13 protein-coding genes are annotated in these 13007 nt (G+C 70.4%); 6 read left to right on the top strand and 7 right to left on the bottom strand.

What is annotated here, in order from left to right; genetic code table 11:
* Positions 1-105: 105 nt before the first annotated feature.
* Positions 106-1338 (bottom strand): LL-diaminopimelate aminotransferase, encoded by a 1233-nt coding sequence (locus AC3WLN_RS13530; RefSeq protein WP_492482034.1) that lies wholly within the window; start codon positions 1336-1338, stop codon positions 106-108.
* A 250-nt stretch (positions 1339-1588) separates the two neighbouring features.
* A complete protein-coding gene (locus AC3WLN_RS13525; RefSeq protein ID WP_492481978.1) occupies positions 1589-1915 on the bottom strand; it encodes a hypothetical protein in 327 nt (108 codons plus the stop codon).
* A gap of 142 nt (positions 1916-2057) precedes the next feature.
* Between AC3WLN_RS13525 and AC3WLN_RS13520 the strand changes: the two genes are divergently transcribed.
* Genes AC3WLN_RS13520 through AC3WLN_RS13510 form a run of 3 tightly spaced genes read left to right on the top strand, consistent with a single transcriptional unit; the run spans position 2058 to position 4320 of the window.
* Positions 2058-3863, top strand: a complete 1806-nt coding sequence (locus tag AC3WLN_RS13520) for a PHA/PHB synthase family protein (protein WP_492481976.1) — start codon at positions 2058-2060, stop codon at positions 3861-3863.
* The gene (locus AC3WLN_RS13515) at positions 3860-4126 is read left to right on the top strand and encodes a hypothetical protein (protein ID WP_492481974.1); all 267 of its coding nucleotides are present in this window, start codon (positions 3860-3862) and stop codon (positions 4124-4126) included. Before AC3WLN_RS13520 ends, AC3WLN_RS13515 begins: the two co-directional genes overlap by 4 nt.
* Positions 4126-4320: a GNAT family N-acetyltransferase gene (locus AC3WLN_RS13510; protein ID WP_492481972.1), complete on the top strand. Its 195-nt coding sequence runs from the start codon at positions 4126-4128 to the stop codon at positions 4318-4320. The genes AC3WLN_RS13515 and AC3WLN_RS13510 overlap by 1 nt, the downstream gene beginning before the upstream one ends.
* Before the next feature lie 13 nt (positions 4321-4333).
* Here the strand turns inward: AC3WLN_RS13510 and AC3WLN_RS13505 are convergent, their stop codons facing one another.
* Entirely contained in the window at positions 4334-5671 is a 1338-nt protein-coding gene (locus AC3WLN_RS13505; RefSeq protein ID WP_492481970.1) for an OmpP1/FadL family transporter, read from the bottom strand.
* Positions 5672-6103: 432 nt separating this feature from the next.
* Between AC3WLN_RS13505 and AC3WLN_RS13500 the strand changes: the two genes are divergently transcribed.
* Positions 6104-6988 (top strand): fumarylacetoacetate hydrolase family protein, encoded by an 885-nt coding sequence (locus AC3WLN_RS13500; RefSeq protein ID WP_463769469.1) that lies wholly within the window; start codon positions 6104-6106, stop codon positions 6986-6988.
* Between the two features lie 49 nt (positions 6989-7037).
* Positions 7038-8057, top strand: a complete 1020-nt coding sequence (gene bioB, locus AC3WLN_RS13495; RefSeq protein WP_492481967.1) for a biotin synthase BioB — start codon at positions 7038-7040, stop codon at positions 8055-8057.
* Between the two features lie 44 nt (positions 8058-8101).
* Here the strand turns inward: bioB and AC3WLN_RS13490 are convergent, their stop codons facing one another.
* From AC3WLN_RS13490 to mnmA, 4 genes are all read right to left on the bottom strand, one after another.
* Positions 8102-9592 (bottom strand): sensor histidine kinase, encoded by a 1491-nt coding sequence (locus AC3WLN_RS13490; protein ID WP_492481965.1) that lies wholly within the window; start codon positions 9590-9592, stop codon positions 8102-8104.
* Positions 9593-9779: 187 nt separating this feature from the next.
* Positions 9780-10583, bottom strand: coding sequence for a TVP38/TMEM64 family protein (locus tag AC3WLN_RS13485; RefSeq protein WP_492481963.1), 804 nt, complete (start codon positions 10581-10583; stop codon positions 9780-9782).
* Positions 10580-11233, bottom strand: a complete 654-nt coding sequence (locus AC3WLN_RS13480; protein ID WP_492481961.1) for a class I SAM-dependent methyltransferase — start codon at positions 11231-11233, stop codon at positions 10580-10582. Before AC3WLN_RS13480 ends, AC3WLN_RS13485 begins: the two co-directional genes overlap by 4 nt.
* A gap of 50 nt (positions 11234-11283) precedes the next feature.
* Positions 11284-12435, bottom strand: coding sequence for a tRNA 2-thiouridine(34) synthase MnmA (gene mnmA, locus AC3WLN_RS13475; RefSeq protein WP_463769480.1), 1152 nt, complete (start codon positions 12433-12435; stop codon positions 11284-11286).
* Between the two features lie 275 nt (positions 12436-12710).
* Between mnmA and AC3WLN_RS13470 the strand changes: the two genes are divergently transcribed.
* A partial coding sequence (locus AC3WLN_RS13470) for a hypothetical protein (protein WP_492481958.1) occupies positions 12711-13007 on the top strand: 297 nt, incomplete at its 3' end.

The raw sequence follows: 13007 nt of genomic DNA, 5'->3' as shown, positions 1-13007 counted from the left end.
CGTTCGACCCTGCTGACCTCGCACCGCCGTGACAAGCACGACGGCGCGTTTCGCCAAGCTTTGCGGGCGCCTGTCTCCCGGCCGCAACATCCGGCGGGAACGGTCTCAGCCGGCCTTCGACAGGGGGGCCTCGGTCAGCGGCACCACGTTGTGCAGCGTCTTGTCGGCGGTCTCGAAGAAGCGCCGGACGTTGCGCGCCGCCTGCCGGATGCGCTGCTCGTTCTCGACGAGGGCGATGCGGACGTAATTGTCGCCGTGCTCGCCGAAACCGATGCCGGGCGCCACCGCGACGTCCGATTTCTCCAGCAGCAGCTTCGAGAATTCGAGGCTCCCCAGCGCCTGATACTTCTCCGGGATCGGAACCCAGGCGAACATCGAGGCGGAGGGCGTCGGGATCTTCCAGCCGGTCTTGCCGAAGGATTCGATCAGCGCGTCGCGGCGCTTCCGGTAGATCGAGCGCATCTCGACGATGCAGTCCTCCGGACCGTTCAGGGCCGCGGTGGCGGCGACCTGGATCGGCGTGAAGGCGCCGTAATCGAGGTAGGACTTCACGCGGGTGAGCGCGGCGAGCAGGCGCTCGTTGCCCACCGCGAAGCCCATGCGCCAACCGGCCATCGAGAAGGTCTTCGACAGGGACGAGAACTCCACCGTGCAGTCGATGGCGCCGGGCACCTCCAGGACGGAGGGCGGCGGCTCGCCGTCGAAATAGACCTCCGCGTAGGCCAGGTCCGACAGGATGATGATCTCGTGGCGCTTGGCGAAGGCGACGAGGTCCCGGTAGAAGTCGAGGCTCGCCACGTAGGCGGTGGGGTTCGAGGGGTAGCAGACCACGATCGCCACCGGCTTCGGTATCGAGTGCTGCATCGCCTTCTCGACCGCGGGGAAGAAGGCGGGCGTCGGCTCGGCCGGCACCGAGCGGATGACGCCGCCGGCCATCAGGAAGCCGAAGGCGTGGATCGGGTAGCTCGGGTTCGGCACCAGCACCACGTCGCCCGGGGCGGTGATCGCCTGGGCCATGTTGGCGAAGCCCTCCTTCGAGCCCAGCGTCGCCACCACCTGGGTGTCGGGGTTCAGGCTCACGCCGAAGCGGCGCTTGTAATAGTTCGCCTGGGCGCGGCGCAGGCCGGCGATGCCCTTCGAGGCGGAGTAGCGGTCGGTGCGCGGGCGGCCGGCGGTCTCCACCAGCTTGGCGATGACGTGCTTCGGGGCGTCGAGATCCGGATTGCCCATGCCGAGGTCGATGATGTCGGCGCCGTTGGCGCGGGCCTGGGCCTTGATCCGGTTCACCTGCTCGAAGACGTAGGGGGGCAGGCGCTTGATGCGGTGGAAGTCGGTCATGGCCTTCACGATGTCCGAAATGAAATTGGGGCGCGGGGTGACGGGCGTCACCCGGCGCGAAGCTGTCGTCATCCCGAGACGGGGCGTGGTCTAGTCCGGCGGTCCCTCGGGCGGAATCCGAACGTCTTTTGACGGCCTTGCCTTGCGCAGGGCCGTCGCAGAATTCGCACGCTTCGCGAATCTCTAGCAGTTTTGTGCGGCGAGGCCGAACGATATCTGGCGATGGCGTGCGCGTTGATCCGCCGGGTCGCTACGGCTTGGCGCCCTGCGCGGCACTCTCGGCGGAGCGGCCGCGCGCCTCGTTGCGGCCGCGGGCGGCGACGAGCTCGTTCTCCAGCGCCCTGGTGCCCTCGGGCGTCTTGGCGCGGATCGGGCGGGCCGGCGCGGAGACGCCGACGGGCATGAAGTCGTCGCCGCTGCGGCGGGACTGGGCCACGAAATCGGGCGCCTTGGGGGGTGGGCCGGCCTCGCCGGTGCCGTAGGCCATCCGCATCGGATTCAGGTCGCCGGAACATCCGCCGAGCAGGACGACGAGCGCCAGGACCGCGACAAACTGGGGGTTGTGAAGCCGGGACATGGGTGAAGTCGGCCGTTTTGGGGCATGCGCTCTGGCGGAACCTGCGGATGGCGCGTTAATTTGTCGGAAACGAGGCCCCCTCGGCCGCGCGGCAGGCGTCGCACGGCGAAAGGTCGGGCCACACCCGGGGAGAGATGCACGCGTGACGACCGAACGGACGACACCGCTGCCCGACATCGAGGCCCTGTCCCGCAACGCGAGCCTGCTGATCGAGGAATTCGGGCGCGCCGCGTCGCGCTACATGAAGCCGGTCGGCACGCCGGATGCCCTGCCGGTCGAGGCCGTGGAGCCGCCCAAGGAGGTCAACGACGTGGTCCGCACCCTCGGCAGCGTCGCCGAGACCTGGCTCGCCGACCCGAAGCGGACCGTCGAGGCTCAGACGAAGCTCAGCGAGGCCTTCGTCACCCTGTGGGGCACCACCTGGCAGCGGCTGCAGGGCGAGAACGCCCCGCCCGTGGTCGAGCCCGAGCCGAAGGACAACCGCTTCGCCCACGCGGAATGGTCCACCAACCCGATCTTCGACTTCATCAAGCAGAGCTACCTCATCACCGCGCGCTGGGCCGAAGGCCTCGTGGAGGAGGCCGAGGGCATCGACGAGCACACCCGGCACAAGGCGCAGTTCTACCTGCGCCAGATCACCGGCGCCCTGTCGCCTTCCAACTTCGTGATGACCAACCCCGAGCTGATCCGGCACACCCTCCAGGAGAACGGCGCCAACCTCGTGCGCGGCATGAAGATGCTCGCCGAGGACATCGAGGCCGGCAAGGGACAGCTCCGGGTGCGCCAGACCGATCCGGCCGCCGGCTTCGAGGTCGGCGTCAACGTCGCGGTGACGCCGGGCGAGGTGGTGTTTCGCAACGACCTGATGGAGCTGATCCAGTACGCGCCCACCACGGACACGGTGCTCAAGCGCCCCTTCCTGATCGTGCCGCCCTGGATCAACAAGTTCTACATCCTCGACCTCAACCCCGCGAAGAGCCTGATCGCCTGGATGGTCGGCCAGGGCCTGACGGTGTTCTGCATCTCCTGGGTCAACCCGGATGCGCGCCACGCCGACAAGGATTTCGAGAGCTACATGCGGGAGGGCATCGAGACCGCGATCGATGCCATCGGGGTCGCCACCGGCGAGAGCGAGGTCGCGGCGGCGGGCTACTGCGTCGGCGGCACCCTGCTGGCGGTGACCCTGGCGATGCAGGCCGCCACCGGCAACAAGCGCATCAAGAGCGCCACCTTCCTGACCACGCAGGTGGATTTCACCCATGCGGGCGACCTGAAGGTTTTCGCGGACGAGGACCAGATCCGCCTGATCGAGGCGCGGATGCAGAAGCGCGGCTACCTCGAGGGCACCGGCATGGCGACCGCCTTCAACATGCTGCGCCCCAACGACCTAATCTGGTCCTACGTGGTCAACAACTACGTCAAGGGCCAGACGCCGATGCCCTTCGACCTCCTGTACTGGAACGCCGATTCCACCCGGATGCCGGCGGCCAACCACTCGTTCTACCTGCGCAACTGCTACCTCAACAACACCCTCGCCCAGGGCAAGATGATCCTCGGCAACGTCCGCCTCGATCTGGCGAAGGTGAAGATCCCGATCTTCAACCTCGCCACGAAGGAGGATCACATCGCCCCCGCCCTGTCGGTGTTCGAGGGCTCCTCGAAGTTCGGCGGCCCGGTCGATTACGTGCTGGCCGGCTCGGGCCACATCGCCGGCGTCGTGAACCCGCCGGCCAAGCCGAAATACGGGTTCTGGACCGGGGGGCCGGCCAAGGGCCGGTTCGAGGACTGGGTCGCGGCCGCCACCGAGACCAAGGGCTCCTGGTGGCCCTACTGGTTCCGGTGGCTGGAGCACCAGGCGCCCGCCCGCGTCCCGGCCCGGGTTCCTGGCGAGGGCGGTCTCGCCTCGCTCGGCCCGGCGCCCGGCACCTACGTGCGCATGAAGGCGTGAGCTCCGCGACGCCCGGCCCCGACTGGACGATCCGCCTGGAGGCGGAGCCCGATCCGGCGATGCGGGCGGCGATCCTGGCGCCGCTGGTCGCCTACAACGAGGCGCAGGCGCCGGGCGGCGACTGGGGCCTCCTCGCCCTCACGGTGCGGGACGCGGACGGCGCCATCGTCGGCGGTCTCTGGGGCCGGCACGGCTACGGCAGCTCTTCGTGGAATTGCTGGCTCTCGGGCCGGCGCGCGGGCAGGGCCTGGGGGGGCGCCTGATGCGGGACGCCGAGGCGGAGGCGCGCCGGCGCGGCCTGTCCGGAATCTGGCTCGACACCTGGACCTTCCAGGCGCCCGGCTTCTACGCGCGCCTCGGCTTCACCGAGTGCGGGCGGATCAGCGACTACCCGCCCGGCCACGACCGGATCTTCGACGTGAAGCGCTTCGCGGCCGGCGGAGATCCGCCGGCCTGAACGGTCGCCGGTTTCAGAACTTGCGCACCAGGGGGTGGGGCGCGGCGACGGCCGGCTCGCCGAAGACGTAGCGGAAGCCCACCGAGACGATGTCGGCGCTGCTGTCGGCCACGCCCGCGAAGACCACGTTCTGGACGTTGTAGTCGCGTCCCGGCCCGGCGAGGATGCGGCCCTTGTCGACGAAGAAGTGCGAGTAGGCAAAGTTGAGGGTCAGCTTCTCGCTCCAGCGGTAGCTTCCGCCGACCGAGACGTTCACGCGGTCGCCGTCGGGCAGGCGCACGGAGCGGTTCGAGAAGTCGATCGGCGAGGATTCGTAGGCGACGCCGGCCCGGACCGTGAGGGCGGGCGACCAGTCGTACTCGCCGCCGATCGAGTAGGTGTAGCCGTCCTTGTAGTTCAGGGTCAGGGGCGGGGCCGCGGCGCGGGCGCCGGCCGAGACGATGTTGATCAGCCCGAGGCGGCTCCAGTTGTCCCACTCGAAGCCGAGATTGACGCGCGCCACCGGGGTGATGGCCTGGGTCAGGCCCACGCTCAGCTTCTCGGGGGTGTTGAGCTTGGCCTTGATGTCGCCGCCGAGCACCGACAGGGCTCCGGGCAGAATCAGCTGGCCGCCGATGTCGTGGTGCACCGAGGAGCGGTAGCCGACGCCGATGGCGGTGCCGTCGAGGGGTGTGATCAGCGCACCCGCGGTGAAGCCGACGCCCCAGGAATCCCCCTTCAGGCCGGAGCTCGGCAGCGCGGCCGGGTTGAAGACGGGCGACGGGATGAAGGCCTGGCGCAGGACGAGCTTGAAGTACTCGATGTTCGGGCCGGCGGCGATCGAGAGCCACTCGTTGACCTTGAAGCCGATGACCGGATTGAAGGCCAGGGAGAAGATCCGGCTGGAGCGGCCGTAGAGCTCGCCCGACCAGGTCTGACGGGGCTTCGTCACGAGGCCGAAGGGCGCGCCGGAGGTGATGCCGACCCAGAGCCGGTCGTTGAGCTGGTAGGAGGTGGCGCCGGCCGGAACCACGGCGCCCTGCCCGAGCTCCCCGCTGTCGCCGAGGCGGGCGAAGGCCGGGTTGGTGCCCACGTCGGGCGTGATCTTCGCCGACAGGTTGATAAAGGACAGGTTCTGCTCGGTGACCCAGCCCGGACGCATGGTGACGGTGGCGGGGTTCCAGAACATCGAGGAGACGCCGCCGGAGCCGGAGGCGGCGCCCGCCCAGGCGAGACCCTGCGCCTGGGCGCTCTGTTCGCGGATGCCGAAGGCACCGGCCGAGGCGCCGGTCACGCCGGCGCAGAGGATGGCCGCCGAAAAGCCCGCATACGCGATGCTGCGGAGGGAACGGCTCCGAATCGTGCCCATCATGACGTGAGACCCACCCCTGTTGTTGATGCTCGCTTGTCCCGTCCCGATCGAGACGGCCCTGCACCTTGCGTGAGACCATGACGCGGCGACCGCAACTTCGCAATCCTGCGTTAAGCAAGTAAAAGCCAGGTCTATATCGAAAATTGTACTAGTTTAGGTGTGATATTGCAGAAATTTACCCCGATTGGCGCGCGGGCCTGCAGAATGGTTCACATCTAAACTCTCGTCTCCGTGAGTAAGAGCCCTGCCGGAAAAAGCGCCATCGGCGCATCTCCGGGAGGCAGTGTGACCTTTCGGTGACAAAATCGCGCGAGCCGGCCCCGCCAGGGGGGCACGCGGCCGGATCACCGGGCCGCGATGGCCGAAGCCCCTTGCCGCCCGCCCCGCTCCGATCGATGTCAGGCGTCGAACAGGTCAGCGGAGGCAGGGACGATGAAACTGGTACGCCACGGCGCGAGCGGAGACGAGAAGCCCGGTCTCATCGATTCGCAGGGAGTCCTGCGGGATCTCTCGGCCCATGTGCGCGACATCGCCGGTCCGTTCCTTTCGCGGGAGACGCTGGAGCGCCTGCGCCGGATCGATCCGGCGAGCCTGCCGGCCCTGCCGGCGGAGACGCGCCTCGGCCCCTGCGTCGGCGGAACCCGCAATTTCGTCGCCATCGGCTTAAACTTCACCGACCATGCCGCCGAGATCGGCGCCGACATCCCGCCCGAGCCGATCATCTTCAACAAGGCGCCCTCCTGCCTCGCCGGCGCGAACGACCGGGTGATCCTGCCCAAGGGCTCGGCCAAGACCGACTGGGAGGTGGAACTCGCCCTCGTGATCGGCGCGCGCGCCTCCTACGTCCACGCCAACGAGGCGCTGTCCTACGTGGCCGGCGCCTGCATCTGCAACGACGTGTCCGAGCGCGAGTACCAGATGGAGCGCGGCGGCACCTGGACGAAGGGCAAGGGCTGCCCGACCTTCGGGCCGCTCGGTCCCTGGCTCGTCACCCTCGACGAGATTCCGGACCTGAAGAACCTCGGCATGTGGCTCGACGTGAACGGGACCCGGATGCAGACGGGCTCCACCGCGACGATGATCTTCGATGCGGCCCAGCTCGTCGCCTACGTCTCGCACTTCATGATGCTGGAGCCCGGCGACATCATCACCACCGGCACGCCTCCCGGCGTCGGCATGGCACGCAAGCCTCCGCGCTTCCTGCGCAGTGGCGACGTCATGACCCTCGGCATCGCGGGCCTCGGCGAACAGCGCCAGGAGATCATCGCCTTCGACGACTGGACCGCCAAGGTGGCGGCGGGCGAGCCGACGCATTGAGGGGCACGGGCCGGCTTGATTTTCGGCCCGAGATTCGCCTCATGGGGGCATGACCGATACCCTGGCCCCCCTCGCCTCCCGCCCGGCCCCCGCGACGGCCGCCATCCGTCACGACTGGAGCGTGGCCGAGATTCAGGCGATCCACGACCTGCCGCTCCTCGACCTCGTGTTCCGGGCGGCCGAGATCCACCGCGCCCACAACGATCCGGCCGACATCCAGCGGGCCGCCCTGCTCTCGATCAAGACCGGCGGCTGCCCGGAGGATTGCGCCTATTGTCCGCAATCGGCCCACCACAAGGGCACCGGCATGGCCCGCGAGCGGCTGATGCCGGTCGACGCCGTGCTGCGCGAGGCGGCTGCCGCCAAGGCCAGCGGCGCCCACCGGTTCTGCATGGGCGCGGCCTGGCGCCAGCCCAAGGACGGACCGGAATTCGACGCCGTGCTGGCGATGGTCCGCGGCGTGCGCGGCCTCGGCATGGAGGCCTGCGTCACCCTCGGCATGCTCTCGCCCGCGCAGGCCGAGCGCCTCGCGGAGGCCGGGCTGACCTCCTACAACCACAATCTCGACACCGGCCCGGACTTCTACGGCGACATCATCTCCACCCGCACCTACGAGGACCGGCTGACCACGCTGCAGAACGTGCGCGACGCCGGCATCGGCGTCTGCTGCGGCGGCATCGTCGGCATGGGCGAGGGGGTGAAGGACCGGGCCAGCATGCTCCAGGTGCTGGCCAACCACGCGCCGCACCCCGAGAGCGTGCCGATCAACGCCCTGGTGGCGGTGGAGGGCACGCCGCTGGAGGACCGGCCGGCGGTCGATCCCCTCGACCTCGTGCGCATGTGCGCCACCGCGCGCATCGTGATGCCGCGCGCCCGGGTGCGCCTCAGCGCCGGCCGCAAGGGCCTGACCCGCGAGGCGCAGATCCTGTGTTTCCTCGCCGGCGCCAACTCGATCTTCTACGGCGAGCGCCTGCTGACCACCGCCAACAACGAGACCGATTCCGATGCCGAGCTCCTGCGCGACATCGGCATCGCCGTCCCGGGCCTGACCCTCGCGGCGGCGGAGTAGCGTCCGCCTCCGCGAAGTCGCGCCCGCCGCGCGGAGACGTCGGCTCAGGCGCCGGCGGCGTCCGGGATGGTGATGCGGAAGCAGGTGCCGACGGCCGTATCGTCGAGGCTGAGGCGCCCGCCGTTCAGCTGGATCAGCTCCGACGCGATGGCGAGGCCGAGGCCGGTGCCGCCCGAGCGCGACGAGCCCTTGAAGGGCGAGAACAGGTGTTCGCGGGCACGCGGGGGCAGACCCGGGCCGTTATCGGCCACGAAGATCGTGGTCTCGCCCGCGCCGGGCTGGCCCTGACGCCCGGCCCGGATGGTGATCTCGGGAATGTCCTGCGTCGGCGGCTCGTGGCCGGTGCCCTGCGGGCTCAGCGCCTGCACCGCGTTCCGGACGATGTTGGCCAGCGCCCGCGAGAACTGGTCGGGATCGACGAAGATCCGGAGCTCGCTCGGACAGATCTCCCGGATCACGATCTTCGAATCGCGCCCGCGTCCGGCGAGATCCGCCTGCTCGGCGACGATCGGGGCGATCGGCACGAGGCGCCGGTTCGGGTTGCGTTCGGTCGCGCGGCCGTAGGCCAGGGTCTCCTCGCAGAAGCGGATGGCGCGGTCGAGAGTCGCGACGAGGCGCGGGGCCACCCGCTGGGCCACGGGGTCGGCGACGCCGTCGAGGCGGTCGCTGAGAAGCTGGGCCGTCGTCAGCAGATTGCGCAGTTCGTGGTTGATCTTGCTCACCGACAGGCCGAGGCCGGCCAGGCGCCGCTTCTCGCGCAACTCGCTCGCCAGCGCGGTCTCCATCCGCGCCAGGGCGATCTCAGCATGGCCGATCTCGTCGGTGCGGCGCGAGGGCACGATCACGCCGTCGATCGCCTCCGGATCGTCGGCGAACTCCGTGATGTTCTCGACGAGCCGCCGGACGGGCCGCACGATCGCCCGCTGCAGGACGAAGAAGATCAGGCCGGCCACCGCGGCCGCGAGGGCCATGGACGAGAGCGCGAGGCGGATCGAGAAATCCGCCACCGCTTCCCGCAACGGCGCCGGGTCCATCAGGATCTCGACGAGGTCGAAGCCGTCGCGGCCGTGTCCGACCACGCGGATCGGGGCGTTGGATTCGGTGAGCAGCGTGCGGGCGACGCCCCGGATCGACCGGATCCAGTGTTCGGAGCGCAGGTCGATGGTGTCGGAGATCGTATCGGGCACGGTCTCGTTGGCGAGCAGCCGGCGGGTGCCGTTGCCCCGCACCGCGATGGCGCGGGCCCCGGCACCGGCGAGCAGGCGCTGGGACAGGCCTTCCGAGACCTGCTGGTCGGGGGCCGCATCGAGGACGAGGGCGGCGACCTGGGCGGCCGCGATCCGGTCCGACAGCCACATGCGCCGGTAGTTCGCCACCGTGGGGACGTAGATCAGAACCTCGATCAGCGCGACGAAGGCCACGGTGAGCAGGAACAGGCGGCCCGACAGGCCGAGATGCCGGCCGAGGCCGCGCTCCGCGACGGAGTTGGTGGCGATCGCCTCCTGCTGAAATCCGACGCGCGACGTCACACCCATCTCGGCACTTAGCGTTTCCGATGTCCCAACGATGCGGCGTGTGACGGCGCGATGTTTCGACTTGGCGACGGCCCAGTCGCGTCGTCAGGCCGATCGCCCGGAGCGCAGCTGCCCACCAACGCCCCAGACCGCATTCGGCTGCGTCCGGAGATACAACATTTTATATCAGCTGTCTGACTGATTTCTATCAGGATTCTAGCCGTCGCCGGCCCGGAGCGCGACGTCTGAGGACTACCGAGACCAGGGCCAAGGCGGCGAGCGCGCCGAGGCCCAGCACCATCTTGGGGGTGATCAGGGCGCGCAGGGTCAGGGCATTGTCGCAGTCGAGGCCCTGGGCCGCGAGGCAGGCGGCCTTGGCGGTCTCGTGGGCCAGGACCACGTCCTCGATCGCCGCCCCGGTGGAGGCGTAGACGAAGGCGCCGGGCAGGAGCCCGACGAGCGTCGCGAGCACGAAGGTGCTGCGCTTCACGCCGAAGGCCGCCGGGGCGAGGTTGGTCATCCAGAACGGGAAGATCGGCAGCAGGCGCAGGAACGCGATGTAGCCGAAGGCGTCCTCGCGAAAGCCCGCCGCGAGGCCGGTCAGCCGCGGCCCGGCCCGCCGCAGGAGCAGGTCGGAGGCCGCCCCGCGACCGATCGTGAAGACGATGGCGGCGCCCGTGGTGGCCGCGGCGACGGCCACGAGCGCGCCGGGCACGATCCCGAACAGGAATCCGCACAGCATCGTCAGGAAGAGTGAGGCCGGGACGGACACCACCACGGCGCCGACATAGACGAGATAGGCCACCACCATGGCGCGGAAGCGGTCCTCCGCGACCCAGGCGTTCAGCCAGGTCCGGGAGTCGAGCAGCCTGTCGAGGCTGAGCAGGTGCGAGGCGCCGGAGGCCAGCACCGCGACGGAAGCGCAGACGAGGAGCAGGAGCGGCCCCCAGCGCAGGAGGCGCCGCAGCCGCGTCGGCGCTTCGGGAGCGTCCGGGGGCGTCGGCGCGCTCACCCGCGCTTGCGCATCCGCAGGATCTTGAAGAACCCGCCCGGGAAGGTGGGCGAGACGCCGATGAACTCGACGCCGTGGGCGCGGGCCCAGGCCTCGATCCGGGTCGACTTGAAGGCCGACGACCAGCCGATCTTGGTGCAGAGCGGCGCCACGATCTCCTCGACCTTGGCGACGGGGCCGGCGGTCTGGCCGAAATGATTGGCGAGCACGATCTCGCCGCCCGGCCGGACCACGCGCAGGAACTCGGAGAGGGCGGCCTCCGGGTCCGGCACCAGGGTGATCAGGAACTGCGCCACCACGGCGTCGAAGCTCGCATCGGCGTAGCCGAGGCGGCAGACATCCATCACCTGGAGGCCGCGGACGTGGTGCAGGCCGCGGCGCAGCACCTTGGCGCGCGCGCGCTTCAGCATGTCCTCGGAGAGGTCGACGCCGCAGACGAAGCTCGTCGGCGGGTAGTAGCCCAGCGACAGGCCGGTGCCGACGCCGGCCTCGAGGATGCGCGGGCCGCACGCCACGGCGGCCTCGACCGCGTCGCGGGCGGCGGGCTCCGTGAGCTTGTCGTAGACGACGTCGTAGACCGGCGCCCAGCGCGCATAGGCCTTGCGCATCAGGGCGGTGCTCGGACCGGCCTCCCGCGGCTCGCTCAGCATGTCGATCTCGTCGTCCTATGAGGGGATGGGATTGGTTCGGGCCGTCGCGCTCAGGCGGCTTCGGCCGCGCCGGTCGCCAACGCGTCGATGCGCCGAATGGTGCCGCCGCCGAGCACCCGGGCGCGCGGGCCGTCATCGGCGTAGATCACGCAGGCCTGCCCGGGTGAGACGCCGTCCTCCGGCGTCGCGAGGACGATCTCGGCCGTGTCGCCCGCCGCGTCGCGGCTGAGCAGGGCCGGCCGCGGCTCCCGGGTCGAACGCACGCGCACCGCCACCGGCAGGTCCGCGACGGCGCCGGCGCCGCCGAGCCAGTTCAGGTCGGCGATCCGGATGCGGCTGGTGGCGAGCGCGGCGCGCGGCCCGACCACGACGCGGGCGGTGTCGGGTTCCAGGCGGATGACGTAGAGCGGCTCGCCCACCGCGAGGCGCAGGCCCCGGCGCTGGCCGACGGTGTAGTGGATGATGCCCTCGTGCCGGCCGAGCACCTGCCCGCCGAGATCGACGATCTCGCCGGCCCGGGCCGCATCCGGCCGCAGCCGCGCGATCACGTCGGCGTAGCGCCCCTGGGGCACGAAGCAGATGTCCTGGCTGTCGGCCTTCTCGGCCACCGCGAGGCCGAGGTCGCGGGCGAGCCGCCGGGTCTCGTCCTTGGGGAGTTCGCCCAGGGGAAAGCGCAGGAAGTCGAGCTGCTCGGCGGTCGTCGCGTAGAGGAAGTAGCTCTGGTCGCGGGCCGGATCGAGGGCGCGGTAGAGGCCGCGCTGGCCGGAGGCCTCGCGCCGGCTCGCGACGTAGTGGCCGGTGGCGAGGCAGTCGGCCTCGAGGTCGCGGGCGGTGCGCAGCAGATCCCGGAACTTGATCGAGCGGTTGCACTCGACGCAGGGGATCGGCGTCTCGCCCGCGAGGTAGCTCTCGGCGAAGCGGTCGATCACCGATTCCCGGAAGCGGTCCTCGTAGTCGAGCACGTAGTGCGGGATGCCGAGGGTCTCGGCCACCCGGCGGGCGTCGTGGATGTCCTGCCCGGCGCAGCAGGCGCCCTTGCGGTGGGTGGCGGCACCGTGGTCGTAGAGCTGGAGCGTGATGCCGACGACGTCGTAGCCCTGGCGCTTCAGGAGCCCGGCCACGACGGAGGAATCGACGCCGCCCGACATGGCGACGACGACGCGCGTCTCGTGCGGGGCCTTGGGAAGATCGAGGGAATTCATCACGCCAGGGTTTGCCGGGAGGGACCGGCCGGGTCCCGCGCGTGAGTCTATAGCGATCCTCGACCCGGAGTTCCAGGGAGGCCGCGCCACCCGGCTGCGCGCCCGCCCCCGGCGGGTCCCACCGGGCGAAAGCTGCCGGCCTCCCGGCAGGATTTGCCCGTCCGTGCCGGGGCGGGACAGGACGCTTTCGAAAATCGCTCGCTCCGTCAACGGCTTACGGTTCTCGGCGGCTGGCCTGCGCCTTGCTGAACGAAGGCCGTAGAGGATTGTCGCCCATGGCTGTCTCGTCGATCGAATGGAACCTCCCGGCCCGGCGCCCGGTCTCGCCCGGCGCGGTTCCGTCGCGCGCGGCGGCGGCCTTCACGCTCGATGCGCCCGCGCCCGATCCCCGTCCGCGGGTGTCCGAGGCCCGCGCCCGGGACGACCGCGCGGCGGCGGCGGACCGCGCCGAACGGATCGCGTCCGACCGGGCCGCCGATGCGGCCGCGAACCGCGAGGCCGCCGAGGTTCGCGACACCGCGAAGGCGGCCGCGGCGGCGCGCGCCGGCAAGGCGGAGGAGTGCCCCCACCCC

Source organism: Methylobacterium sp. FW306-05-D (genome assembly GCF_058782155.1).
Note: the sequence above shows the minus strand (reverse complement) of the source record. Positions and strands in the feature narration are given on the sequence as shown.

What these genes read in the sequence shown, in the direction of transcription:
- AC3WLN_RS13530 (WP_492482034.1), bottom strand. Translation starts at nt 1,338, where the DNA reads ATGACCGACTTCCACCGCATCAAGCGCCTGCCCCCCTACGTCTTCGAG.
- mnmA (WP_463769480.1), bottom strand. Translation starts at nt 12,435, where the DNA reads ATGAATTCCCTCGATCTTCCCAAGGCCCCGCACGAGACGCGCGTCGTC.
- bioB (WP_492481967.1), top strand. Translation starts at nt 7,038, where the DNA reads ATGACCGATACCCTGGCCCCCCTCGCCTCCCGCCCGGCCCCCGCGACG.
- AC3WLN_RS13480 (WP_492481961.1), bottom strand. Translation starts at nt 11,233, where the DNA reads ATGCTGAGCGAGCCGCGGGAGGCCGGTCCGAGCACCGCCCTGATGCGC.
- AC3WLN_RS13525 (WP_492481978.1), bottom strand. Translation starts at nt 1,915, where the DNA reads ATGTCCCGGCTTCACAACCCCCAGTTTGTCGCGGTCCTGGCGCTCGTC.
- AC3WLN_RS13490 (WP_492481965.1), bottom strand. Translation starts at nt 9,592, where the DNA reads ATGGGTGTGACGTCGCGCGTCGGATTTCAGCAGGAGGCGATCGCCACC.
- AC3WLN_RS13505 (WP_492481970.1), bottom strand. Translation starts at nt 5,671, where the DNA reads ATGATGGGCACGATTCGGAGCCGTTCCCTCCGCAGCATCGCGTATGCG.
- AC3WLN_RS13510 (WP_492481972.1), top strand. Translation starts at nt 4,126, where the DNA reads ATGCGGGACGCCGAGGCGGAGGCGCGCCGGCGCGGCCTGTCCGGAATC.
- AC3WLN_RS13500 (WP_463769469.1), top strand. Translation starts at nt 6,104, where the DNA reads ATGAAACTGGTACGCCACGGCGCGAGCGGAGACGAGAAGCCCGGTCTC.